The organism is Armatimonadota bacterium, from assembly GCA_022563855.1.
GTDB lineage: Bacteria > Armatimonadota > Fimbriimonadia > Fimbriimonadales > Fimbriimonadaceae > JADFMN01.
This window is the reverse complement of record JADFMN010000002.1, coordinates 278,841-302,017: the sequence shown is the minus strand read 5'-3', so window position 1 is coordinate 302,017 and position 23,177 is coordinate 278,841. Positions and strand designations below refer to the sequence as shown.

Annotated in this window: 20 protein-coding genes; 5 read left to right on the top strand and 15 right to left on the bottom strand. The window is 59.1% G+C overall.

The window, feature by feature from the left end; translation table 11 throughout:
* Positions 1 to 4: 4 nt before the first annotated feature.
* Complete coding sequence (locus tag IH944_03815; protein ID MCH7903677.1) at positions 5 to 1,933, bottom strand: hypothetical protein; 1,929 nt, start codon at positions 1,931 to 1,933, stop codon at positions 5 to 7.
* A 39-nt stretch (positions 1,934 to 1,972) separates the two neighbouring features.
* Between IH944_03815 and IH944_03810 the strand changes: the two genes are divergently transcribed.
* Complete coding sequence (locus tag IH944_03810; protein ID MCH7903676.1) at positions 1,973 to 2,758, top strand: ABC-2 family transporter protein; 786 nt, start codon at positions 1,973 to 1,975, stop codon at positions 2,756 to 2,758.
* Here the strand turns inward: IH944_03810 and IH944_03805 are convergent.
* The 6 genes from IH944_03805 to IH944_03780 are packed head-to-tail and all read right to left on the bottom strand — an operon-like array spanning position 2,755 to position 10,869.
* Positions 2,755 to 5,004, bottom strand: coding sequence for an LPS-assembly protein LptD (locus tag IH944_03805; GenBank protein ID MCH7903675.1), 2,250 nt, complete (start codon positions 5,002 to 5,004; stop codon positions 2,755 to 2,757). The genes IH944_03810 and IH944_03805 overlap by 4 nt on opposite strands.
* A complete protein-coding gene (locus tag IH944_03800) occupies positions 5,001 to 6,074 on the bottom strand; it encodes an LptF/LptG family permease (GenBank protein MCH7903674.1) in 1,074 nt (357 codons plus the stop codon). The genes IH944_03805 and IH944_03800 overlap by 4 nt, the downstream gene beginning before the upstream one ends.
* Positions 6,071 to 6,877, bottom strand: coding sequence for a zinc ribbon domain-containing protein (locus IH944_03795; GenBank protein ID MCH7903673.1), 807 nt, complete (start codon positions 6,875 to 6,877; stop codon positions 6,071 to 6,073). Before IH944_03795 ends, IH944_03800 begins: the two co-directional genes overlap by 4 nt.
* Complete coding sequence (plsY, locus tag IH944_03790; protein MCH7903672.1) at positions 6,855 to 7,505, bottom strand: glycerol-3-phosphate 1-O-acyltransferase PlsY; 651 nt, start codon at positions 7,503 to 7,505, stop codon at positions 6,855 to 6,857. Before plsY ends, IH944_03795 begins: the two co-directional genes overlap by 23 nt.
* The gene (locus IH944_03785) at positions 7,502 to 10,147 is read right to left on the bottom strand and encodes a hypothetical protein (protein MCH7903671.1); all 2,646 of its coding nucleotides are present in this window, start codon (positions 10,145 to 10,147) and stop codon (positions 7,502 to 7,504) included. Before IH944_03785 ends, plsY begins: the two co-directional genes overlap by 4 nt.
* On the bottom strand, positions 10,144 to 10,869 hold the full coding sequence (locus IH944_03780; GenBank protein ID MCH7903670.1) for an endonuclease III: 726 nt from the start codon (positions 10,867 to 10,869) through the stop codon (positions 10,144 to 10,146). The genes IH944_03785 and IH944_03780 overlap by 4 nt, the downstream gene beginning before the upstream one ends.
* Positions 10,870 to 10,927: 58 nt before the next feature.
* Between IH944_03780 and IH944_03775 the strand changes: the two genes are divergently transcribed.
* The gene (locus IH944_03775) at positions 10,928 to 11,983 is read left to right on the top strand and encodes a mannose-1-phosphate guanylyltransferase (GenBank protein MCH7903669.1); all 1,056 of its coding nucleotides are present in this window, start codon (positions 10,928 to 10,930) and stop codon (positions 11,981 to 11,983) included.
* Between the two features lie 2 nt (positions 11,984 to 11,985).
* On the opposite strand, the gene IH944_03770 is transcribed toward IH944_03775, so the two are convergent.
* From IH944_03770 to IH944_03760, 3 genes are all read right to left on the bottom strand, one after another.
* Complete coding sequence (locus IH944_03770; protein MCH7903668.1) at positions 11,986 to 12,498, bottom strand: HAD family hydrolase; 513 nt, start codon at positions 12,496 to 12,498, stop codon at positions 11,986 to 11,988.
* 221 nt (positions 12,499 to 12,719) lie between these two features.
* On the bottom strand, positions 12,720 to 13,388 hold the full coding sequence (locus IH944_03765; protein MCH7903667.1) for an exosortase-associated EpsI family protein: 669 nt from the start codon (positions 13,386 to 13,388) through the stop codon (positions 12,720 to 12,722).
* On the bottom strand, positions 13,385 to 14,323 hold the full coding sequence (locus tag IH944_03760) for an exosortase/archaeosortase family protein (GenBank protein ID MCH7903666.1): 939 nt from the start codon (positions 14,321 to 14,323) through the stop codon (positions 13,385 to 13,387). Before IH944_03760 ends, IH944_03765 begins: the two co-directional genes overlap by 4 nt.
* 321 nt (positions 14,324 to 14,644) lie before the next feature.
* On the opposite strand from IH944_03760, the gene gmd reads away from it, so the two are divergent.
* From gmd to IH944_03745, 3 genes are read left to right on the top strand one after another with little or no spacing between them, the layout of a single operon-like run.
* Positions 14,645 to 15,739 carry a GDP-mannose 4,6-dehydratase gene (gene gmd / locus IH944_03755; GenBank protein ID MCH7903665.1) on the top strand — a complete coding sequence of 365 codons (1,095 nt, stop codon included), beginning with the start codon at positions 14,645 to 14,647 and terminating at the stop codon, positions 15,737 to 15,739.
* Complete coding sequence (locus IH944_03750) at positions 15,714 to 16,649, top strand: GDP-L-fucose synthase (GenBank protein MCH7903664.1); 936 nt, start codon at positions 15,714 to 15,716, stop codon at positions 16,647 to 16,649. Before gmd ends, IH944_03750 begins: the two co-directional genes overlap by 26 nt.
* Positions 16,650 to 16,653: 4 nt before the next feature.
* A complete protein-coding gene (locus IH944_03745) occupies positions 16,654 to 17,685 on the top strand; it encodes a glycosyltransferase (GenBank protein MCH7903663.1) in 1,032 nt (343 codons plus the stop codon).
* Between the two features lie 21 nt (positions 17,686 to 17,706).
* Here IH944_03745 and IH944_03740 read toward each other — a convergent pair whose 3' ends face one another.
* From IH944_03740 to IH944_03720, 5 genes are all read right to left on the bottom strand, one after another.
* Positions 17,707 to 18,195 (bottom strand): FkbM family methyltransferase, encoded by a 489-nt coding sequence (locus IH944_03740; GenBank protein ID MCH7903662.1) that lies wholly within the window; start codon positions 18,193 to 18,195, stop codon positions 17,707 to 17,709.
* Positions 18,196 to 18,322: 127 nt separating this feature from the next.
* Entirely contained in the window at positions 18,323 to 19,213 is an 891-nt protein-coding gene (locus IH944_03735; GenBank protein ID MCH7903661.1) for a hypothetical protein, read from the bottom strand.
* Positions 19,214 to 19,398: 185 nt separating this feature from the next.
* Positions 19,399 to 20,907 carry a polysaccharide biosynthesis protein gene (locus IH944_03730; protein ID MCH7903660.1) on the bottom strand — a complete coding sequence of 503 codons (1,509 nt, stop codon included), beginning with the start codon at positions 20,905 to 20,907 and terminating at the stop codon, positions 19,399 to 19,401.
* Positions 20,900 to 22,324 (bottom strand): O-antigen ligase family protein, encoded by a 1,425-nt coding sequence (locus tag IH944_03725; protein MCH7903659.1) that lies wholly within the window; start codon positions 22,322 to 22,324, stop codon positions 20,900 to 20,902. The genes IH944_03730 and IH944_03725 overlap by 8 nt, the downstream gene beginning before the upstream one ends.
* A 3-nt stretch (positions 22,325 to 22,327) precedes the next feature.
* Entirely contained in the window at positions 22,328 to 23,173 is an 846-nt protein-coding gene (locus IH944_03720; GenBank protein ID MCH7903658.1) for a glycosyltransferase family 2 protein, read from the bottom strand.
* Positions 23,174 to 23,177 lie beyond the last annotated feature (4 nt).

Sequence of the window (23,177 nt, the reverse complement as noted above, 5' to 3'; positions counted from 1 at the left end):
CAGGTTACTCTACGATCTCGAACAGGACTGAGCGCGGGAACGTGGCGACGATCCGTAGCCGACCTGATCGGTGAGCGTCTGCGATGAGCCAGTTGAATTTGAGGTTTAGGTCGTCGAACATGAGCGCGCGATCATCCTCCGAGTAAAAAACCCCGTCACCGATGGAATCCACAAACTTCTGACCGTGGCCGACTGAATCTCCCAAGATGTTGTAATAGACGTGCGTGAACCCCAGCTCTGCCATCTTCGACGCATACTCGTCGCCGGTGCTGAGCGTCTTGTGCGGAATCAACTTTGAGTGACCTGGGTTCGCCCAGAAGTAGTCCCTGTCCAGCAAGAACCCGAACAACTCGTGATACAGCGCGATCTTCGAGTCTTCCGGCAGTTGGTTCAGCCGTTGGCTCGGCTCATAGAATAGATTCCGCTGGGCTTGGTATTCGCGTGCAGTCTGCTGACCGAAGACGACCTGCAGTTCCGCATCCGTCCGCACCGTCTTGATCATCCAGGCGGTATAGGCGGCCTGCAGAATGAACGCCGCAGCGACGATGCGCCCTGCTCCGAACTTCGCTATCGCCCCAGCGCCCAGGACGCACATCGGTATCGCGACGATCGTCATGTACCGGCTCTGCTGGCTCAGGAAGAACCACATCAGCAGCAGTAGCCCGATGGTCGCAAGCGTCAACTTCTCGCGTCGCGACATCCGGCCAGAGACCGCTGCCATCACGGCGCCGACCAACACTGCGAATCCGATGGCGCCCGTCGGCGAACCTCCTCCCTGCTCCTGCCCTGGGTTTGTGTACCGACCAGGCTGGTACGCCAGCCCGAGGATCGCGTGCCCGATGGCGAGGGGATTTCTTCCGTTTTCGCCGCGGCCAACTCCGAAAGTCTGCTGCTCGTTCTTGTAGGTCGCTTCGCGCCACTCATCCCAGTCCTCACCCCCGAGGACGCCGTAGAAGAACGGAAAAACTGGGTTGCCTGTATACACGGCGGTCTTGACGTACCACGGTGCGGCGACGAGCAAGGCGATCACCGCAATTGCGATCTTTGTCTTGACGCCGACGAACGGCTTGCGCATGAACAGTCCCGCCATGCCGACAACTGCGGCGACAGCCACAAGCACCTGAAAACCCGTGTACTTGGTGCCCAAGGCAAACCCGAGGCACAAGCCAGCCAGAATTATCGACTCCTTTCGATTCTCCTCCTTGACGATGCTCGAACACGCGTACAGGATTCCGAACGCGGCGAACAGCCCGTGAGCCACGTCGATATACGCTGTTCCGGTCTCCCACGCGACCACCGGAATCCCCGCAAAGCCGAGCGCGCACCACCACTCCGCCGATCCACCGTACCAACGCCGCGCAAGACCGAACAGCGCGATCGCGCCAAAGACGAACACCACCAGCGTAAACGCCTTTGCGCCGCTCTGACCGCCCCACATCAGCCCCCAGATGTAAAGGTTGTCGATCGACAGCGGAAAATTGCTGTGATGAATGCCCTGCACGTATTCGATCTGTCCTCCCTGCAGCCAGATCTTCGGAACGGCAAGGTGGTAGGCCAACGTGTCCCAATCCGACGCAACGCTTGGCGCAAGAACGGCGACCAGGGACAGCAGCCCGATGACGCCCACGGCGAGCGGAAAGAGCAAGCTCAATCCCGTCGGGAGCTTGAGGCGCAGCTCTTGGTGATGGCCGTTCACAAGTCCGAACACCGCAAGCGCTAGCACCAGCACGACGATGAAATAGACGCCCCAATTGAGACCGCCAGGGATCAGGCCGACGAACAGCGTCAGCAAGCCGACCGAGCCGAGACCGAGCAGGCCGCACACGCCGAAGCGCTCGGCCGGATCTAGGCTCTTCGTACAGCGATCAAGGACGAAACGGGCAGCCATCGCCGCACAGAGCGCGAAGGCCACGGTCACAAGAACGCCGAACATCTGAATGAGTATACGCGCCCGGTCGGTATCCTATCCGCAGTGATCCGGTACTGGAAAATCTACTGCGAGTTTTTCCGAAGCTCGTTCGCCAGGGAGTTGGAGTACCGGGCGAACTTCTTCGCGAAAGTTCTGCAGAACGCGGCGTGGATTCTGTTCGGGCTTCTTGTCGTGCTGGTTCTGTATCGCAACACCGACTCGGTCGCTGGCTGGGAAAAAGTTGATTCCCTGCTGCTAGTCGGAACCGGGTTCACGGTGGCTGCGGTATTCGGACTGCTGTTCCGATCTCTGCTTGAAATCCCTGGCCAGATTCGGCTCGGCCAGCTCGATTTTATTCTCACGAAGCCCGTCGACTCGCAGTTCTGGGTTTCGACGCGAAAGTTCAATTTCGATCAAGTGGGGTCGTTCGTGGCCGGAATCGCGACGATGATCTACGCAGTTCCTCGCCTGAGTGCCGCACCGGTTTTAGTCGATTGGTTCGGGTACGTCGTTCTCGTCGGGTGCTCGGTCGCAGTTTTCTACTCTCTCTGCTTATCGCTGATGTCGCTGGCGATCTGGTTTGTGCGCGTCGACAACTTGTGGGTGCTGTCCGAATCAGTGCTGGACGTCGCCCGCTTTCCGCTCGACATGTACTCTCCGGGCATCCAGCGGTTCCTGCTCTACGTCGTCCCGATCGGTTTCATCGCGACGGTCCCGGCAAGACAGCTCATCATCGGCTTTGATCCTCTGATGCTCGTGCTCGGGATCGGCTGGGCCGGTGCTTCGCTCCTGTTTGCGCGCTGGTTCTGGATGTTCGCGCTCAAGCACTACACGAGCGCAAGCTCTTAGAATCCGAAGCCGCCGCGTGACCCGACTGCCTGCCCGCGCGTCCCGAATCCGAATCCAGAACGGGTCGGGAGCGCCTTTAGTCGCAAGAACAAGCCGATCTGGCGACCGGCGCGGAATCCGACTTGATTGTCGACGATGTCCAGCACCAACTCGGCCGCGTGCAGGTCGTAGATGATCGAATAGTGCTGGGCGTCGAACCGCTTGGTAAACCCGTTGTAATTCAGCGCAACCGCAAACGTAGTCTTACCGATCCGCAACCCTTCAAAAACCAAGTTGGCAGATGCCCACTGCGATCGCCGTGCGTCGTACCTCGCGCCCATCGCGAACTGCGCTCTGCCCGCCGTAAACTCTGCATTCAGCCTGACGTTGCTCCAGACCCGGTTGATCGTGTCGTACGAGGAGGTTAAGTTGATGCGCAGAGGGCCGCGTTCCGTTCGGCGCGCACCACCTGCGTTCCACTCGGTTTGAACGGAGATGAACTGCCACGGCGTTCTACCGCGGAACCCTCGCAGAACGTCGTAGCCGGTGCGAACGCTGAGCTGCAGTTTTGCGGTGGGCCTGGCGGTAACGTCGAGCCCGAGCGCATCGGATCGGCCCGATCTGTCTATGCTCAGCGGCGTGAACCCAAACGCGCGCAAGTACCGGTACGACAGGTTCACCGTCGACTCCCGACCCGGCTGAGAACTTCCCACTTGGTAGCTCCAGCGCGCACCGTAGTCGATAACGTATTGGGCGGTGTCGTTGCTGTACAGCCCTTGCTTGAATCGCCCGTTGAGCTGCAGCTGAGACTTCCTTCGCCCGCCGAGGGTTTTCGTTGCTTTCAGATCGAAGTTGATGCGCGTAACGGTGCTCGATGTAGCCGGGTCGAGCAGCTCTCCGATGGAGAACTCCGTCGTGAACGCAAGCACCCGGGCGAAGTCGGGACCGATTAGACGCCGCGCATCCGAGCGCAGCGTCAGCATTGGAGTGCGGTCGGTCGCGTTGAAGAAGTTGGACGAGTCTCCGATCGGCACGCTCCGCTGATAGATCAGATCGGCGTCGAACAATCGGAAGCTAGAGCGCACGTTGAACCTGAGGTCCAACCGCTCAGACTTCGTGCCCTGGCCGACTATCGGATTGCTCTCGGAGCGAGCCAAGTTTGCGTCAAAGCTCGTGGTTATGGTGCTTCCGCGCCCGCCGAATCTGCGCTGGTCGGAGAGCCGAAAGCTCTCTGACACGGACTTCGACGTCTTGCGGTCGCTGCTCACGCGGAACCAGCTTAGGCGGGACGAACCGGTGCCCCACGGCAGCATGAACTGGGCGCGCGTATTCCAAATGCTCGTTCCGGGCGCGGTGAGGTAGTTCTGCTGCTCGAACCGCGAGTTGAACGTCAGACTTCCACCGAATACATCCTGTCGGTGGCTGCCGGTCAGCACCGTACTCGGTCGCTGGCCGATCAGCGTGTACGCCGTGAATTTGCCGTCCAGAGTCGCGTTTTCATAGTTGTAGTCGAATCCGACGCCCGTGCCCAGGCGAGACATGTAATCAAGCCTCGTATCGAAGTAGTCGTCGCCATTGAGAAGTGTGCTCCATCTGGTCTTCACGTAGTACCCTTCGTCAGGGCTCTGTCCGACGTCGGGGAGGTAGCGCGTGCCGTTCTCGACGAGCGGAACGACCAGGAACGGAATGGAGAAGATCGTGTGTCCTAGGATGACCAGCTTAACGTTGCGTAGAGCAGCGTTCTTTCCCGGACGAATTCTCGTTGATTCGGCTGTGAATAGAAAATGCGGAATCTCTTTGTCGCAAGTCGTCAGCGCGCCCTCTCTGGTCTCGAACAGACTTGCCCTGCCCGACCCGCTTACAGATGAGAGAAAGATGTCCTCGACGGTCTCTCCCTGTAGCCGGTCCGGACCCAGCGTCGCGCGCCCGTCTTCAAATCTGAACGTATCGTCCTTGAAGTTGATGACCACAACGCTGCCGAACACCTCGGCGTCGTGGCCGATGATTCGCGCGCTTCCTTCGAGCCGAAAAACCTGCGTTACCTTGTCGCCAATAACTCGATCTCCGTACAGGTCGTACCCCTTGAACTGCGCATGAACGTTGCCGGTCAACTCGATTTCGTCACCCTCGAACCGGGCAGTGTCGGCGTGGATCAACTTGAACTCCTGCCGCGCATCCGGTTTGGGCGGCGGTAGTTGGGACGGCGTCTGAGCGCCAGCCAGCGGGATCAGAGCCACGGCCGCAGCCAGCGGCCAAATCCGCGTCACTCGATCCTCCACAGCACAACCGCCGCAACTGCCGCAAAAATGACGTTGGGAAGCCACGCGGACGGCCCGGGCGGAAGCCAGCCGTTGCGTCCCACGATCTCGGTCGCCACGATGTGGATGTTGTAGTACGCCATTACGAGGACCATGCTGACGATCAGACCGACGAACGGGCCGGAGCGGACGAGCGCTAGAGCCATGATCGCCGAGCTCAAGGCGAACACCAGACACGAAAAGGGCAGACTGAACTTGACGTGGTAGGCGACTTCCAGCAAGGTCGTGTCCCCGTGGCTGCGCTTGCGGTCCTGTATCGCCTCCTTGAGGTCCGCCGCCGTCTCTTCCTCCGGCATCGGCGCAATGAACATGTCGGCAATCCTGATCCGCTCGTTGATCGTTACTACGTCTTCGGTCTTGATCGAAACAAGCTCGCCGCCGCTGAAAAACCGGATCAGAGGACTCTGGAAGTACCAGACGCCATCGTCATAGCTGCCCTCGTCCGCTGAAAACACGACAGACTCCCCTGCACGAGGTCGCTCGATCAACAAGATGTCATTGAGCAGGATTCTGCCGTCTGCGGTGCGCTGCACCGATCCGAAACTCGCCGACTTGCCATCTAGGCTCAGCATCACGTTGGAGCGAAATATCGGCCCCGGCCCGAGCACAGACGCCTGATTCCTCACCTGGCGGTATTTCAGCGCCGCTGGTGGAATGAGTTTTTCGACGATGAGGTAGTTTGCAACCGCGGCGAGCGAGCCCATCAAAACCACAGGCAAGAGCAACCGCCGCAGCGAGATTCCTGCGGCTCGCATCGCGGTAACCTCCGACTCTCTCGCCATGCGAGAGATCGCCAGCGCGACCCCGATCGCCGTTCCTGCGGGGAGCGTCATGCTCAGCCAATGCGGCATTCTGAACATCACCATCTGTATAACTGCCAACTTAGGCAAGTTGGACACATCGAAGTTCTTAAAGATTGAAATGAATTCGTTCGCCATGAACAGCAGCGCGATGATCACCGTGCCGACCAGCATCGGCCCGATCATCTCCTTCAGCATGTACCTGTCCAGGCGTTTCATCTGGCTTCAGCCCCTTTTCGGAACGCCCGAACCAAGACGAATGCGCACAGTGCAACCTCTCCCATGATGATCGCAATCCGTCCGCCAGGTGCGATCTGCGGCCAGTTCGCGACGTAAGGAATCCCGACGAAGACCACCAAACCGCAAACCCACGCCGCGAGCAACTTCCTTCCCAACGACCTGCTCAGCCATTTTCCGCGAGCGTACTCCGTAAGATAGCTCGAGCGACATCTCCCGCAGTACACGGCTCCTGGCTGATTCACATGCCCGCACTCGAGGCACGGCAGTGAGCTGGCCTCATTCCTGGCCTCAGCAGCCCGGCGCCAGCCGCCAACCGTGCGCCGCTCCGCCTCGAATCCTCGCTCCGGAAAACCGTCCAGCGCATCTTCCGCGATTGCGACTGCCTGCCACAGGTACCCGCGGGCGTACAGTCCCTCCGCCATCCTGTACTTTGCTGAAGGGTTGTCCGGCTTTACCGAGAGCATTCTGTAAGCAGCCTCAATCTGTTCGACGTCCATCTGCGCAAACCTGCGCTTATTCAGATGACGTCTCATGATGGGGATTGCGATCACCGATCCGAAAAGAGCAACGGTTCCAAGCAGCGCAAAAAGAGGTGTTGGAGCTGTGTGCAAAGTGTACATAAGCGCAAAGGCAGATCCAATTCCTAGCACGCCGAACAGCGGCTCCACGTCGCCCATGACTGACCACGAGATGAAAGTGAATATCCATATCGCTATCGGGACGGCAGCAACGCAGGTGAGTCCGCCCGACTGCATCAGGTCATTGATTTCCGCTAAGATCATCGTCCTCCCGTTTCCGCTCTGCGTTGTCTTTCTTGCCGAATGGTTTCAGATCAAGCTTTGGTTCTTCACCTTTCATGAGTCGTTTGATATTGCTCCTATGCCTGATGAATACATAGACAACGAGCGGCACGAACACAACAAAGAATTCAGTTGATTCGCGTAGAATTACGGCTGATATGAGAACGACTAAAGCTCCAATTAGGCTGCTAATACTGACAATTCTGGAAATGGCGAATAGAACCAAGAACGCACCGTATCCGTACAGCGCCACGAACGGAGCAACACCGACCAGAACTCCTAAGCTCGTTGCGATACCTTTACCTCCACGAAATCTAAGAAAGGGGCTAAGTGTGTGTCCAAGCACGGCGGCGACTCCTGCGCCCAGCCCGTGTCTAGGGTCATCCAGTATTTGCATCGCAACGTATGCCGGCACTGCACCTTTCGCGATGTCAAGAAAGAACACGAGCAGGCCGAGCCACGGGCCGAGGGCTCGAGCGACGTTTGATGCGCCTGGATTCTTGCTGCCGAACGTAAGGAGGTCGACGCCGCGCATCCGAGCGATGATCACTCCAAACGGAAGCGCGCCTATCAAATAAGCTCCCAAGTAAACGAGTGCGATGTTTATCATTGAAACAGGCGCGTCACACTGTCTTCAAACACGGATCGAACAGCCTGTCGGCAACGCGCATCCTGAGCCAAGACCTCATTCCCATCAGGCAAATCCGTGACCGATGCAAGCTTCCGCAGTTTATCAGGGTTTTCCGGAAGAATTTCGTCGTTAAAACCTAAAAGCGCAAGGCGCATTCGCAGACGCGTGAAAAACCGCCATGCGTCAAGCATCGCGTCCAATTCGACCGCGTTGAAAACACCCAGCGATGCCAGTGCCCTCAGGCGGCTCTCAACTGACAGGAGAGACGGGTCGGCGGCCTTCGACTCGAACCTCATCCAGTTCAGCTGGGCCGTCCAAACGAGGTCGTCGACGCCGCCTGCGCCAAGCTTGATGTGCCTGTTCCTGTACCTCACCGGAATTCGCTCGTTCTCGATGCGAGACTTCATCTTCATCAGCGCCTCAAGTCGGGCGTTGCTCAGCCCGTCGCCGTAGGCAGCTCGACGCACGTGGTCCAGCGCCTCCGTTTCTCCGTACAGCAGACGGGATCTACCCAGCGCGAAACGCTCCCATGGCTCCATGGCGTCAGCCGCGTAACCCTCAAGCCCGCTGAACGAGCTGACCAGCCTGCCTGATCTGCCCTCTGGACGAAGACGGACGTCAATCTCCAGCGGCGCGCCCTGCTGCCTCAGTTCCTGCAGCAGCGAAAGCAACCGCTGGGCTGAGCGCTCCATGTGAGCTGCGTCCGTGTCGTCGGCTCTCAAGAAAAGCAGATCGACGTCTGAGTGCAGCGCCATCTCCCCCGAAGCGAAGCTGCCGAGGGCAACGACCGAAAACTCAAGCTCCTCGTGCTCGAACAGCGTGGTCAGCGCGGCGTCTATCAGCGCGGCTGACGAATCTCCGTACGAGAACGACGAGTCGAACGCCCAGCGGGTCGCAACGCGCAGCCAACCCCTGCGGACAGCGATTGCGAACGCCTCGTTCGAGAAATGACGCTTCAGCGGTTCAAACCTCTCCCCAGCGTCGAACGGCTCAAGGATTTCGCCTGTTATGACCTGCTCGGTGACGCTTGACAGCCGGCGAAGTTCGGGCACGAGAGCTGGCGCGTTCTGTACGATGAACTGCACCCTCTGCAAGCTCGACTCGTTCTCTAGTAGGCTGGCGTAAAAAGCGTCGCCGCCGACCAGTCCATCGAACCATCCGAGCGCCGTTTCGGCAGCCTCGCCGATACGTTCTGCGACGCTCGATCGATCAGCGTGTTCGGGAGCGTCTGGCGCTAGGATCGACAGATACCAGAATCGCATCTGCGAGCGAACCGTGTTCAAGGCAGATTCGAATCCTGCCGCCGTCGAAAACCCCATCCTTCGGCCGAGGTGCGCGCGTTCAGACGCGTCGTCCGGCAGAGAGTGAGTCTGCAAATCGCCGACCAACTGCGTCCGATGCTCGACCTGCCGCAGAAACACGTACCCGGAGCGCAGCTCGCGCGCAGCGCGCAGCTCCAACACGCTTGCTTTGGCAAGCTCGTCTATCGCATCCAACGTCGGTGCGACCCGAACCGACTCGTGCTTCTGGCCGGACAGCATCTGCAGAATCTGAACCAGAAACTCGACGTCGCGGATTCCGCCCGAACCGAGCTTGATGTCGTTCGGCGACACGCCCTCTTCCATCCTGAGACGCATCTTCAACAGATCTTCAATGACCCACTCTCCGCGAGCTTCCTGGAAGACGACGCGCGTCCGCAGCTCATGCCAACGTCGGGCGATATCGCTTTCGGTCTTGAGCACCCTGCTTCGTATCATCGCAAGGTGCTCCCAAGGCTCCGCGTACTGTTCGTAGTACCGCTCGAACGCCTGCATTCTGCAGACAAGCGCGCCGTCCGAGCCGAACGGTCGCAGCCGCATATCGACGCGGTACAGCGAGCCCCTGCCCATCGGGTCCGAAACGGCTCGAAGAAGTACCTCGCCAAACCGCTGGGCGTGCCGCTCCAACTCGTCATCGGCATCGTCTCGCAGAACTAACGCAAGATCGACATCGGAAGAGAGGTTTAGCTCACGGCCGCCAAGCTTGCCGAACGCAACTATCTCGACTGGGCACGCGAAGTCGAGGCCTTTCTCGCTGGCGAACTCAGCCCATACAAGATCACGAACCGCCACCAGCAGCCCTTCGGCGACGGCAGAGATCGCAAGCCAAACATCCGGCTCGGGCCAAAGGCCGCCGAGGTCCGCCACGGCAATTCGCAGGTTCCACTCCTGCTTGATCAGCCTGAGCCGATCTAGACGATGGCTGTGCGAACTGGTGCTTGCGAACAGGCGATCCGCCTGAGACAGGACCGTTTCGACAGTCGGCCTTTCCGACAGCAGCTGCGGCTCGAGGACGAAGTTGGAGAACTCTGGATTCTGCGCGAGTACGTCGCCAATTTTATGACTGGCGCCGAGTAGCGTAACGATGAGCTGGCTCAGCTCGGGCGCACCCAGAAGAGCGTCGAGCAGCACGGTCGCATTGCTGGACGCGGTCAGCCAGCGCTCCAGTTGCTTCAGCGCGAGATCTGGATCGGAGGCGCCTGCTAGAGCTTCCGCCAGCCAGCCCCGTGCGTCGCGCAGCGTGAGTTCAGAAATCCGCGCAAACGCACGATCTGCAGCCTCCGGGTCAGCGAATCCTCTCACTTCCGTTTGCCCGTCGCCTTCTTCATAAACGTCGCTGCCGAGGGGCAGATGTCGTTGAGCGGGCACTCCCGGCAAAGCGGGTTGCGAGCTTTGCAAATCTTCCTGCCGTGCGTTATGAGAGTCGTGTGATACCGAAACGCGTCATCGGGCGGCACCAAATCGAGAAGGAGGTCGTGGGCCTTGTCCGCCGTACAGGACTTCGGCAACATGCCGATCCGCTGGGAAACGCGAAAGATGTGCGTGTCAACCGGGATCGCGCCCATTTTGAAGCTGAAGCAGAGGACGATCGACGCCGTCTTCGGGCCGACCCCCGGCAGCTCCATCAACCAGTCGCGGGCCTCCAGCATCGAGAGGCTTTGGAGATGGTCGATCGAATAGCTACCGGTACGGCGGCGGATTTCCACAAGCGCCCTGACGATGCTCTTTGACTTCTGGTTCGCCAGCCCTGCCTGCCTGATGATTGGAGCGACGCCTTCTGGCCCCACATCGACAACGCCCTGCCAATCGGGAAACTCCTCCTTCAACCGAGCGAACGCCGGAAAGCTGTTCGCGTCGGAGGTGTGCTGGCTGAGAATGCAGCACACCAGTTCGTCCATCGGTGAGAAGCGGCTGGCGTACGGCGTCTTTCCGTATACGTTCTCCAATCTGGTCAGCAACTCATCCAGCTCACGCAGGGATTTTCGCTTGCGCACGTTCCTTCGCTTCGGTTTCGTCGCCGCCATCCCGCTAAGGATACTCTGGGAACCAGGCGCTGACCGATTGCAATGGTAGTCTGATGACATGAGCTTCCATCGGGTAGCGGTCGTGATGGCGGGCGGATCGGGCGAGCGATTCTGGCCGGTCTCAACTCCGGACAGGCCAAAGCAGTTCCTCAATCTCTCGTCGGCAGATCGCAGCCTGCTCCAAGACGCCGTCCAACGGCTGCAGACGAACTTCGCCAACGATGACATCTTCATCGCCACGACCGGGAGATTGGTCGAAGCCTCTCGCGCTGAGTGCCCAGCAGTGCCGGCAAGAAACGTCTTCGGCGAGCCGACCAAGCGCAACACCGCTGGAGCGCTCATCTGGTCGGCTGCAAATCTCATGGCGCGGTTTCCCGATAGCTGGCAAGAGGTGACGATGGCCGTCGTGACCGCCGATCACCGGATCGCCCCAGCGGACAAATTCCTGTCCGTCGTGGGTTCGGCCATGGATCTTGCAGAGAACTTGCGAGGCCTCGTTACGATCGGAATTGCACCGACCCGGCCGGAAACAGGGTACGGCTACATCGAGCGCGGCGATCCTGTCGGACAGGGCTTCCTCGCCGTTAGATTCACTGAAAAGCCCGACGCAGAGACCGCAGTGCGGTTCTTGAAGAGCGGCCAGTACTACTGGAATTCGGGAATGTTCTTCTGGACAGTGCAGGCGTTCATCGACCAGCTCGAAGAGGCCGGAGTCGTTACGCGAGAGTTCGTCAAGCAGCTCGCGGCCGCGATTTCTAGCGAGAGCGAAGAGGCCGCAGAGCTGTTCTCACAAGTCAAGTCCGAATCGATCGACTACGCGCTGATGGAAAGGTCAGAACGCGTGTACGTCGTCGAATCTGCATTTGAGTGGGACGACCTTGGAGCTTGGGACGCACTGACCAGAAGTTTGCCGCTCGACGACTCCGGAAACGCCATCGTTGGCACAGCGAGAGTCGTCGAGTCAGAGGGTTGCGCGGTGTACAACGACATGGAAGGCGTCGAAGTCTGCCTATTGGGTTGCGACGACCTGGCAGTGGTCGCCGCGAACGGTAAGATTCTGGTCGTCCCAATGCCAAGGGCGCAAGATGTGCGTAAGTTAGTCGAGAAAACTTAGACTCAACCGCGGATATGGCTGGCTATTATGGATTCGATGTCGCCTGACTCAAACAGGCTGTACTCGATCCCAAAGGCGATAGCTGCCCCCAGGTCCGATTCCCGATCACCGATCAGAAACGACTTGGCTTTGTCCAGGGAGAACTCAAGCTCGGCTCGCTCCAGCATGCCTGTTCCGGGCTTGCGCGCTGGGCAAAGCAAGCGATACGGACCCGGCTCCCCGTCCGGGTGGTGAGGGCAGTAGTAAACCGCGTCGATCAAAGCCCCTTCCCTGTCGGCTTCGTCCAACATCCAGCGGCTCAGCGACAGAAAATCTTCTTCGGTGTAGTATCCGCGTCCGATCCCCGACTGATTGGTGACGAAGATGACGGCGTAGTTCGCATCGTTGAGAGCCCGAATCGCGGGCAGGATGCCGGGAGTCCATTCAAAGTCCTCGGGCAAGTGGACGTATCCGCGATCCGTGTTCACAACGCCGTCTCGATCCAGGAAGGCAGCAGGACGCAGCTCCGACGACAGCAAGACGTCAGATGGCTGAGTATCGGGGCAACCTAGCCTAATGCGCTCGTACTCAAACATGGCTTGCGGCGGTTCAAAACAACTCAACGCCGCCTATGCACACGACGGATCAGACACGCGCTATGATTCGTGCGAGCGATTCACCCGGAGATGTCCGACCACGAGCCAACGTCTTCGCTGTTGTACGTCGTGACGTACAAAACTCTCCCCATTTCCGGCGCCTAAAAGTAGCCGTTGCTCGCTTCGTTTGCAGCGTCCAAGTACGCGGCAATGAAATTCTTCAAGTCACTTAGTAGTGCGTCCGAATCTGGGTTGTTGTGCTGCGGAATGATCCTGTAGAAGACCCCGTCCAGGTTCCCTCCTCCTTTGAGTTGCTCGATGAACATGCCGATCTTGAGTTCGTTCGTTGATTTGTAGAATTTGCCCTGACCCCGATAGAGGAACGCTGCCAATTTCCCCCTGCCTGTCGGCCCGTCCATGTCCGTGATGGTCATGTACGCTAGCCCTCGCGTTTCGGTCTCAACAGAGTCGACCCACTGGGTGTTCAAGGCCCAACCCTGGACCGAAAAACAGACTCGCGGATCGTGGAAGCTGTCCTTGCTCTTACTCGCGATCAAGACGACATCGTACGATTCGCCGGTTTTTTCGTTCACATAAACTTTGGCGACGATGCCGTAGGGCTCTAACGTGTCATAGGCTACTTTAGCCATCTTATAGCTATAGTCGGGATTCTCCTCACCGGCCAACATCTTGAAGCCCTCTACCTGCCTAGGGCTGTTATCGACCATCCACTGCTCGTCTATCGAGTCCCCCTCATCTACTTTGCTAAACGCCATGAAGACTCCTGCGGCGAGCAGCACACCGAGCGCAGCCGCAGCTCTCCTTTTCATTCTTTCCATCCTAATAACCTCGCAAACTTGAATATGATGAAGAAGCACACGATCAGCGTGATGTATCCGCTGTAGTCGTGGAACGCGAACCCCGCCGCACTCCCCCGTTCCTCCCCGACGATCCCGATCAGCGCGATCCTCAGACCGTTGATGAACAGGCACAGCGGCAGTACGGCTGCGGCCATCAGCCCGTTCGCCCACCACTTCAAACGAGCAATCAGCATGAAGAACACAGTGAACGCCGTCACGGCAACGACAAGCTTTAAGCCGCTGCAAGGAACAGCGATCGAAAGCTCGAAGTGATCCAACAACAGGGTTGTCGCATCGTGCTGGAACACCTTGTATCCGAATACATTCAGCAAATGATAAGACACGGTCGTCGAATACACTTGAAGCGGATTCGTGTAGTTATTGATTACCCCCGTCCAAACTGGAAGAGCAAACAACAGGTACAGAATCGAGGGCGATAGCGCGAGCATCCACCTTAGGCCCGCGATGAACCAGACAAGAGACAGCAGACCAAGGATGAGGGCGTATGAACGGATCAACAGTATGTCGGCCACGTTCGCGGCCCACAGAATCCACAACATAGCAAGGAACGGTACGATAGCGATCCAACCTGGACGGACGGGCGTGTCCTTTATCTGGGGCCAGCGTTGATAGATGATGTAGCCCGCGATGAACGGCACGAGGACGCCGTGCGAATAGTATCCATCCCCAGACCTGAACTCCCAAGTGCCCAGCCCGAGCCAAATGTATGGAAGCTGACTGAAAAGAGCCCAGAAAACGAACCCCAAGACGAGACATGCGGCGATGGTCAGGCCAAGCCACGTGCGGTCGCAAGTTCTTAGAAACTCAATGCTCTTGTCGAGCACAGAGCGACCATCGACGGCTCCGTCGCCTGCTGGTTCAGAATCTGAGATCTGCTGACTCATCGTACGCTTCCGCCACCCAAGTATACTGGACTTCGAACCGCAGGAATCGTACCAACTTGGACCGTGCTAGCAAATATAACGGGGTTGCGCAGCCGGTTCTTGACAATCTCCTGACGAGCTTGGGAAACGCCTACGCGCAACTGAGATGCTTCTGCTCCAAACTGCAGGACGAATTCCGGAGTTCGATCCTGTCGCACCAAGTCGGCTCGCCAAGGTGCAACTTGCGCAGCCGAATCCCACGCCGCGCTGGTTCGATTGCCCTGATCGCTGCTCTGGTACAATCGAACCTGGCGCGGGCCTACCAGAGGGAAACCAATTCAGATGAAAACGGCGCTCATTACCGGCATCACCGGGCAGGACGGTGCGTACCTCGCTGAGTTCCTTCTGGCGAAGGGGTACGAGGTGCATGGAATCAAGCGAAGAGCATCGTCGTTCAACACGCAGCGCATCGACCACCTATTTCACGATCAGCACGAACAGGGACTGCCGCTTTCGTTGCATTACGGAGACCTCACGGACGGCGTCTCTCTGATTCGCGTGCTTGAGCAGACAAAGCCGGACGAGATTTACAACCTGGGTGCGCAGAGCCACGTCAAGGTGAGCTTTGACCAGCCCCACTACACCGCTATGACGGACGGGCTGGGAACGCTCAGCGTCCTGGAAGCGATACGCATACTCGGCCTGACGGACTCTGTGAAGTTCTATCAGGCATCGACAAGCGAGCTTTTCGGACTAGTGCAGGAGACTCCGCAAACGGAGACAACCCCGTTCTATCCCAGGAGTCCGTACGGCGTCGCAAAGCTGTACGCCCATTGGATCACAGTGAACTATCGCGAAGCCTACGGTATGTTCGCTTGCAACGGCATACTCTTCAATCACGAGTCACCGATCCGTGGCGAAACGTTCGTCACACGCAAGATCACGCGAGCAGCCGCACGCATCGCCGTCGGACTGCAAGATCACCTCTACCTGGGCAATCTGAACGCCATGCGCGACTGGGGCCACGCGCGGGATTTCGTCGAAGGCATGTGGCTGATTGTGCAGCAGGACAAGCCTGGTGATTTCGTTCTGGCGACGGGCGAGCAACACTCGGTCCGTGAATTTGTGGAGATCTCTTTCGCGCGCCTCGGAACGACTATCGAGTGGAGCGGTGAAGGCGAGTCCGAACAGGGATTGAATCAAAAAACAGGTAAGGCGATCGTGTCGATCGACCCAAGATACTATCGTCCGGCGGAAGTCGAAGCGCTCTTGGGCGACGCATCCAAAGCGCGTGAGGTTCTCGGTTGGGCGCCCAAAGTCACGTTCGAGGAGTTGGTGCAAGAGATGGTTGATTCGGATCTGGAGCTTGCCAAGCGAGACAAACTTGTGGCGGAGGAGGGATTTAAGCTGTATGCCAGCGCTGAAGACCGGCAATAGGGTTTATCTCGCAGGCCACCGCGGATTAGTCGGGTCGGCGATCCTAAGAGCCCTTGAAGAGCAAGAACGCTTCGAGATCGTCACAAGAACCCACCAAGAGCTCGATCTTTTGAACCAACGCGATACGTATTCCTTCCTGGCGGAGGTCGAGCCAGACACCGTGATCGTCGCCGCAGCAAAGGTCGGCGGCATCCACGCCAACAACAGCCAACCCGCCGAGTTCATTAGCCAAAACCTGATCATCCAAAGCAACTTGATCGAAGGGTCGCATCGAGCCGATGTTCAGAATCTGCTGTTCCTCGGAAGCAGCTGCATCTACCCGCGCGAGGCGCCGCAGCCGATGCCCGAGGCAGCCTTGCTCACCGGCCCGCCGGAGCCGACGAACGCGGCGTACGCGGTCGCAAAGATCGCCGGGCTGTACCTGTGCGACGCGATCAGCAAGCAGTACGGGCGCAACTACTTCACGGTCATGCCGCCGAACGTCTTCGGCCCCGGTGACAGCTTCCACCCCGAGCACTCGCACGTGATCGCCGCGCTCATCCGCCGGTTCCACGAGCACCTGCCGAACAAGACCGTCACGTGCTGGGGGACGGGGTCGCCGAAGCGAGAGTTCTTGCACTCCGACGAACTGGCCGACGCCTGCCTCTTCATGCTGGGACGCGAGAAGGTCGAAGGGCACGTCAACGTCGGGACCGGCACGTCGATCACGATCAGCGAGTTGGCAGAGACGATCCAGCGCATCACGGGGCACACGGGCGAGATCGAGTGGGACACGTCCATGCCCGACGGATTTCCGGAAAAGACGTTGGACGTGTCGAGGCTGCGCTGCATGGGGTGGCAGGCGAAGAGGCCGTTCGAAGACGGCCTGCGCGAGGCATACGAGTGGTTCAAGGCGAACGTGAGCGAGTAGCGTCTTGAAGGTACTGGCATTCCCCAAGGACGTCAAAGAGTCGAACCCTTACACGGCGCTGCTGTACGCAGGGGTCGAGAAGCTTGGGGTGGAGGTCGCAGAGTTCGAGCTGGACGGATGTGCCGAGGCGGCCGCCGACGTCTTTCACGTCCACTGGCCGGAGTCGTTCCTGAACCGCCGCAACCCCGTGGTCGTGCTCCGGAGCTACGACCGGTGGATGAAGTGCCTCCGCGCTCTGGCGGCAGGCGGCGCAAAGATCGTTTGGACCGCCCACAACCTGCATACGCACGAGCGCAGGCACGAGCTCTTGCAACGAAAATTCTGGAAGGAGTTCACGGCGATGTTGAGCGGTTGCATCTGCCTCTCACATGAGGCAAGGCGGCTCGTCGAGGCGCGGTTTTCGGACATGGTCTGCCCGATCGAGACCGTGCCGCACGGGCACTACCGCGAGGCGTATCCGAACACGGCCTCAAGGGCCGATGCGCGCGAAGCGCTTGGCCTAGGCCAAGACGAGTTCGTCATCGTCCACGTTGGATTCATTCGCGGCTACAAGAGCGTGCCGGAGCTGGCACGCGCCTTCAAGGAGACTCCGGGCGACCTGCGGCTCGTTGTCGCGGGCGAGCCGTATCCGGACGCCTTGAGAAAGGAGGTTGAAAGCGCGGTCTCGGGCGACCCCCGCATCCTGTCGAAGTTCCAGCGCGTGCCAGACGAGGAGTTGCAGAATTATTTCCGGGCCACCGACCTCGCCGTCTTCCCCTACAAGAACATTCTCAACTCCGGGTCCGCGCTCATGGCGCTCTCGTTCGACGTTCCGGTGCTGGTGCCGGGCATCGGCTCGATGCCGGAGCTAAAGCAGACGATCGGCGAGGACTGGGTTATGACCTACCAGGGCGAGATCAGCTCGGCGCACCTTCAGGCCGCCGTCCGTTGGGCGAAGAGCACGCCCCGCCCCCAGACGGCCCCGCTCGACGCCCTCGATTGGGACGTCCTCGCCAAGAAGACAGTCGACTTCTACGACAGCCTGCTCCAAGCTTGAGGCCACAGGCCCGGTCAAGGCTCAAGCCTGCAAGAAACTGTACTCTTCGCCGGAATCTGTGATGTAGACAAGGTCGTAACCCGCGCCCCTTAAAGCCTCCACGGCTGCCTTCGTCTTGGGAAGGCCAATGCTCTCGAACCTGTGGTGAAATTCAACGAGCAGCTGCCTCGGCCGCACCGTTGACTCGACCAAGTCGTCGATCACTGCGTACTCCGCCCCCTCCACGTCCATCTTCATCAGGTCGATGTGCTCGTGCCCAATCTCGCGCATGATCGTCTCAAGTCTCTTGACCGGTACGGTGATCGCCCGCGACGCCGTCGACGGACGCTCAAGGATCGTGTGGGAGATGTGGTCGGGATTCTCGGGCGGGCTGAAAGTCACGTCGCCGTCGACGTCAGCGATGCCGTACTCGTGCATGACGAAGCCTTCGGGGAGCTTCTGGCGCTTCACCCACTCGATCGACTTCGGAGTCGGGTCGAACGCCTGGACCGTAAGGCCGAACCGCTCCATAGCAACACTTCGATCGATCTTTACATTGACGTCACGGCCTAACGCAATTCTTGAGGAACCTCCAGACCCTCGGCCCCAGCGCGCGCTTCACAGCACCCAGGACTCTCGCTCGCATCGACCGCACCCCTCAGTACTTCCCCGCATTTCTGTGAATCATCGCAGTCAACACTATCTTAGCGCGTCTTGCGAATGTCAGCCTGTCGCCCGTTCCGGACGTCCTTCCAAGCCTCTTGCCGCTGACCCGCATCAAGCGCCTCACCTCGCGCCAGTACTTGAGATCGAATGCCGCGTGAGCTGAGTGATAGATGAACGGCCTGATCGATCTCGCGGGGTCGTCGCCCTTCACGAACGAGCATTCGCCGTGCAGGACGTCGAGCCGGACCCGGCTCTTGAGCAAGTATGGCGTGCGGGAGAGCTGCATAGAGTCTGGGAACACGTGGCCGATTTCCGTCTCGGCCATGGCGAGACTGATGCAGACCTCGTCGACCACATGCCCGCGGTTCCGCTCCAGCCCGATAGAGTCGTAGTCCGCCGCCAGCTCCATGATCTTTGCGATCAGCTCTCTGGCCGCGTCAGTCCGTTCGTAGTACAGAAACCCCCCGCTGAACTTGGGCACCTGCTTCAGTCCCCGACGCTTCATGACCGAGGTCATGTCGCCGTACCACTGGACGTCGGAAAGCCAAGTCCCTTGCACAGCGAAGTCCTTTCCCCTGCAGGCCTCGAGCACCGGCTCGATCGGCCTGATCGCCAGGGAGTCACCGTCGATGAAGAGAATCCTGTCGAACTCGGTGTGGTCGAGTGCGCAGAGCTTGATGAAAAAATGTTCGTAATCCTTTGGCGGAGGAAGCACGACGTCGTACAGGCGCTTCAACTCAGGATCGTCGCTGTCCGTCACGACGACCTTCTGGGCGGTGCAGAAGTTGAGGTCTAGAGACAGGGCCAGCGCCTTCGCCATCGTAAGGTACCTCGGATGGCCGGTGGCAAAGGTGAGGACGGCTACGTCGGTCGGCCTACTCACAGTTGCTCCCTAATCCGACCCCGCCCCTTCGGCCTGTGTACAACAAGTGCAGACTCCTGTACCGCATCGAGCACGCACAGCCTTGGCAAAGGCTGTGCGCTTTTCGCGACCGATACATTACTCTTCTCATCAAACGAGCCTGTCATCAACACAATAGCACACGGTTTGGCTACCCCCTTGCAGATTTAGGCGCCGGCCTTACCTCCGCCTCGGGGCACAAAGTTGCGAATCCTGGCCTTGATGGACTCGGGGATTGAGGCGAGCTGCAACAAGTCCACGACGTAGAAGAACGCAACCATGAAGAACGGAAGCACAATGAGTGCCAACCACGGAGTGGAGACGATCCGGTCGGTCTGGCAGAACCAATATCCCAGCGCGGAGAAGACGACTGCGATTCCCATCGTCCCTGCAAGCTTGCTGATCCACGGCCAGAACGAGATGTCGGGCACGACGAATCGCCAAATGTACCAGGTCACCGGCACGAAGAGCACAAGCGCGATCAAGAGTCGGATGGACGCGGCACCGATCACCCCGTAGGTAATGATCGCCGGATAAGTAAGAGCCAAGACCAAGGCCGCCGTCACCAACGTCACTAACGTAATCTTCTTCGGCGCACCGGAAGCAAGCATCGTCATCACGAGGCTCGCGCTATAGGACTCGAACGCCCGGAACATGCCCAGAACCAGCATGACGATCGCCATCTCTGGCACGTACTTGTCCTGCAGCCAGATCTGGAGCAGTGGGCCGCCGAAGGCACAAGGAATGAAGAGAATCCCGCAGCCAACCATGAGCGTGATCCTCGACCCGCGGTCGACCAGCTCCGCGAAGTTCCTCTTCCCCTCCATATGGGCCTTTGTCAGGTCCGGGAGCAAGGTTTGATGGAGCGGCAGAGCCTCGCTCGCGACCTCCGAATACCGTGCGGCGTTCGTGTAGCCCGTAAGCTTGGCCGGACCGAGGATGCTCGTGATTAATATCCTGTCGAACGTGCCCATCGAGACGCTGCACAGCTTTGCTGGGTAGAGCCGCGCGCCAAACCCAAAGCAGTACTTGAACGCCTCCTTGTCGAACCACTGACGTCCCTCCGCCCTGCGCGCTTGACCGAGGCCACGGTACAGATTGAAAAGATAGACGACGCCATACCCGGCGGAATAACCAGCCAAATATGCCTCCGGACGCCGAAGCCAAAGGGTCAGCCCGAGGCCTGTCAGCCCGGATATGAGGAACTGCGAACCGTTCGCCATCGCGACGTACTTGAACTGGCGGGTGGCCTGAAAGTAGACCATGCTGCTCATGTACAGGTATTGCGAGGAGAACACGACCGCACCGGCCAAGAACAGCGAACCGTAAGCTGTGTCTCCAGGAAGGTTGGGCACGACGACGAACTGCCCAAGGGCCGCGAACACTCCGAACCCGACGGCCGCATGCGACAGAAGGATCAGGACGTGCATCCGGTACAGGGTGAAGCCTCGTTCGCGGTCGTCCGAGTCGAACGCCCGCGTCATGAGCCGCTGGATGCCGATGTCGTAGCCGATGTCGATCAGCGACACCCATCGGCTAATGGCGATCAGAAAGTAGCAGGCGCCCAGCAGGTCTCCACCCAGCACGTCCCACACGATCGGCACGCTGATAAACTGGACAGCGACCCCGATAAACCGCGCCGCGCCAAGGCGAAGCGTGTTCTTGGTCTTACTCATTGCTGGCGGCGGTCACCGTCGCCTGACGCCCATCGATCGCATCAGGCGGGCCTCCGCTCTTCTTCGGCGAACGCCCGATGGATGGACGGGACGGCAGGGCAGCACCGATCAGTATGAAATAGAGCATTCCCGACGATATGTTTGTGTACAGGTTGTTGAAGTACATCCCGTATCCGAACAGTAGTGTGACGATCACAGCAGTGAGCGCGAACGCTTGGTCGATCGGTTGCGCGGTGCGGCGCAAGAGGAGCTTGATCGAGCTGAATACAGCCGCTATGACCGTCATGATGAGCAAGGCCAACGCTGGCAGACCTCCGAACGCCAGCGCGACGAGGTAGCCGTTGTCCATGATATAGCCTGACGACCAGAGGCCTGTGACGAATGTCCTGACACCGATAAAGTCAGGCTCCACACCGACTCCGAACCAAGGGCGCTCTGCATAGATGTGCCAAGCCTGCGGCCAAAGCACGTCGGTCCGCCAATCGAACGTTGACGTGTCGCCGGAAAACATGTAGTCGAATCTGTCTCCACCTTTCAATATCAACAGGACCAGCGCGAGGGTGCCGAGGACTACGTACGGCATGGCGGACATGCGATGTTTGCGGACGAAGAACACGACCAACGAGATCATCACGATCGCGATGACGACCAGCATGCTGCGCACCTGGGCCATGAACATGATCCCCGTAAGGAGGATGATCGTTGCAATCTCGAGACCGGTCAGCTTTCGAGAGTAGAGCGCCGACGCGATCATGCCGATCCCGATCAAGCAGTAGGAGGACTGCAGAACTAAGCCGCCAAAGATGCCTGAGGCGCGGATGCCGCCCTGCCCGGCCCAGTCAGTGATGTCCTGGAACGCGATCATCAAGTTCGCATACGCGATCGCCGGGCCAAAGCCCAAGAACTGGAGTATGGCTACGAACGCAGAAACTATGGCGAGCCCAACGACCAATCGCTTGAGCAGAACGCGGACGTGGGGGGCGAAGTAGGTCAGCATCGACCCCTGTATGAAGCAGAGCAGAAACGACATCAGCGAATAGTCGGGCGCACTGAAGTCCAAGCTCCGGCTCAACTGTATCTGCGACACAACGCTCGAAACGGTGAACCATATCTGAACCAGGCTCATCAGGATTATCGCCGCCGGAAGCCGCAATGGCGCGAGGTTTCTCAGCAGGGCAACCATGATCCAAGCCACGAGGCTGAACATGAAATACTTGTTCAAGTTGCCGACATTGACTCCAACGGCGTACCCAATCGGCGAGGCTAGAAACATGCTGATGATTACGATGCCGATGTTCAGCAGGCCCCAGGCGACCATCGCCCGCTCTGATAACGCCCGTTGGGCGGCGTGGAGCCGAGCAGACGGACTCATGGCTGCCATCGTTTCTCGCTCGGAGCTACCGACCAACGCCTGCATCTGCTACACCATCCTCCGCGCTCTAAAGCTCTGGATCACGCACTTCCAAAAATACCGCTGCAGAACAGGCCAGTGCGCCTTCCTGAAGTAGGGAACTGAGTCCGGCCAAGGTGTGAACTCCGCTGCCAGCAAGAAAGCGTAGGAGCGGAAAGCACGCTTCTGCTCACTGCTGACGAACGGCCACCCACTGAACAGGTCAGACAAGTTCTGTTCGATCGATTCTGTTTTGCGCGAGACGCCGGATTCGCTCAACCGATAGTTCGTGTACGACTTGCTGATCGTTCTCGCCGGACCGCACTCGAAAGCGCAACGCAACCAGAAGTCGACGTCCTGAAACTTCTGCAGCTTCTCATTGAATCCGTTGACGCGCCAGTAGTTCTCCTTCGTGACCGAGAAGCTAGAGCCGCCCGCCCAAGCCTGGTGGCTGAGAAACGTCTGCCACTCGACTTCGCCGTCGAAGTCCTTTCCGCCCCTCCAATACGCTGGCGATCCGTCGAGCTTTCGCGGCGTCGACCGGTCTGTGACAAAGCTGCCATCGAACTCCTTATGGACCGCGAGGTGAGACTCAACCTTGCCAGCCTCCCACCAGTCATCGGCGTCGAGAAAGAAGAAGAGATCGCCTGCAGCGACCCGGGCGCCTTGATTGCGAGCGACCGATCCGTTGGCCTTCGGCAAGTCCAGCACCACGGCTCCTTCCTCTTCCGAAACTGCTAGCGTGCGATCGGTGCAGCCATCGCAGGCGACAATGACCTCCACCATCCGAGGCTGCTGCTCCCTCGCGGAGCGGATCGCTCGCGCAACCGTGGATTCGGCGTTGTAGGCCGGGATTATCACCGAGTAGGAAGGCAATTCT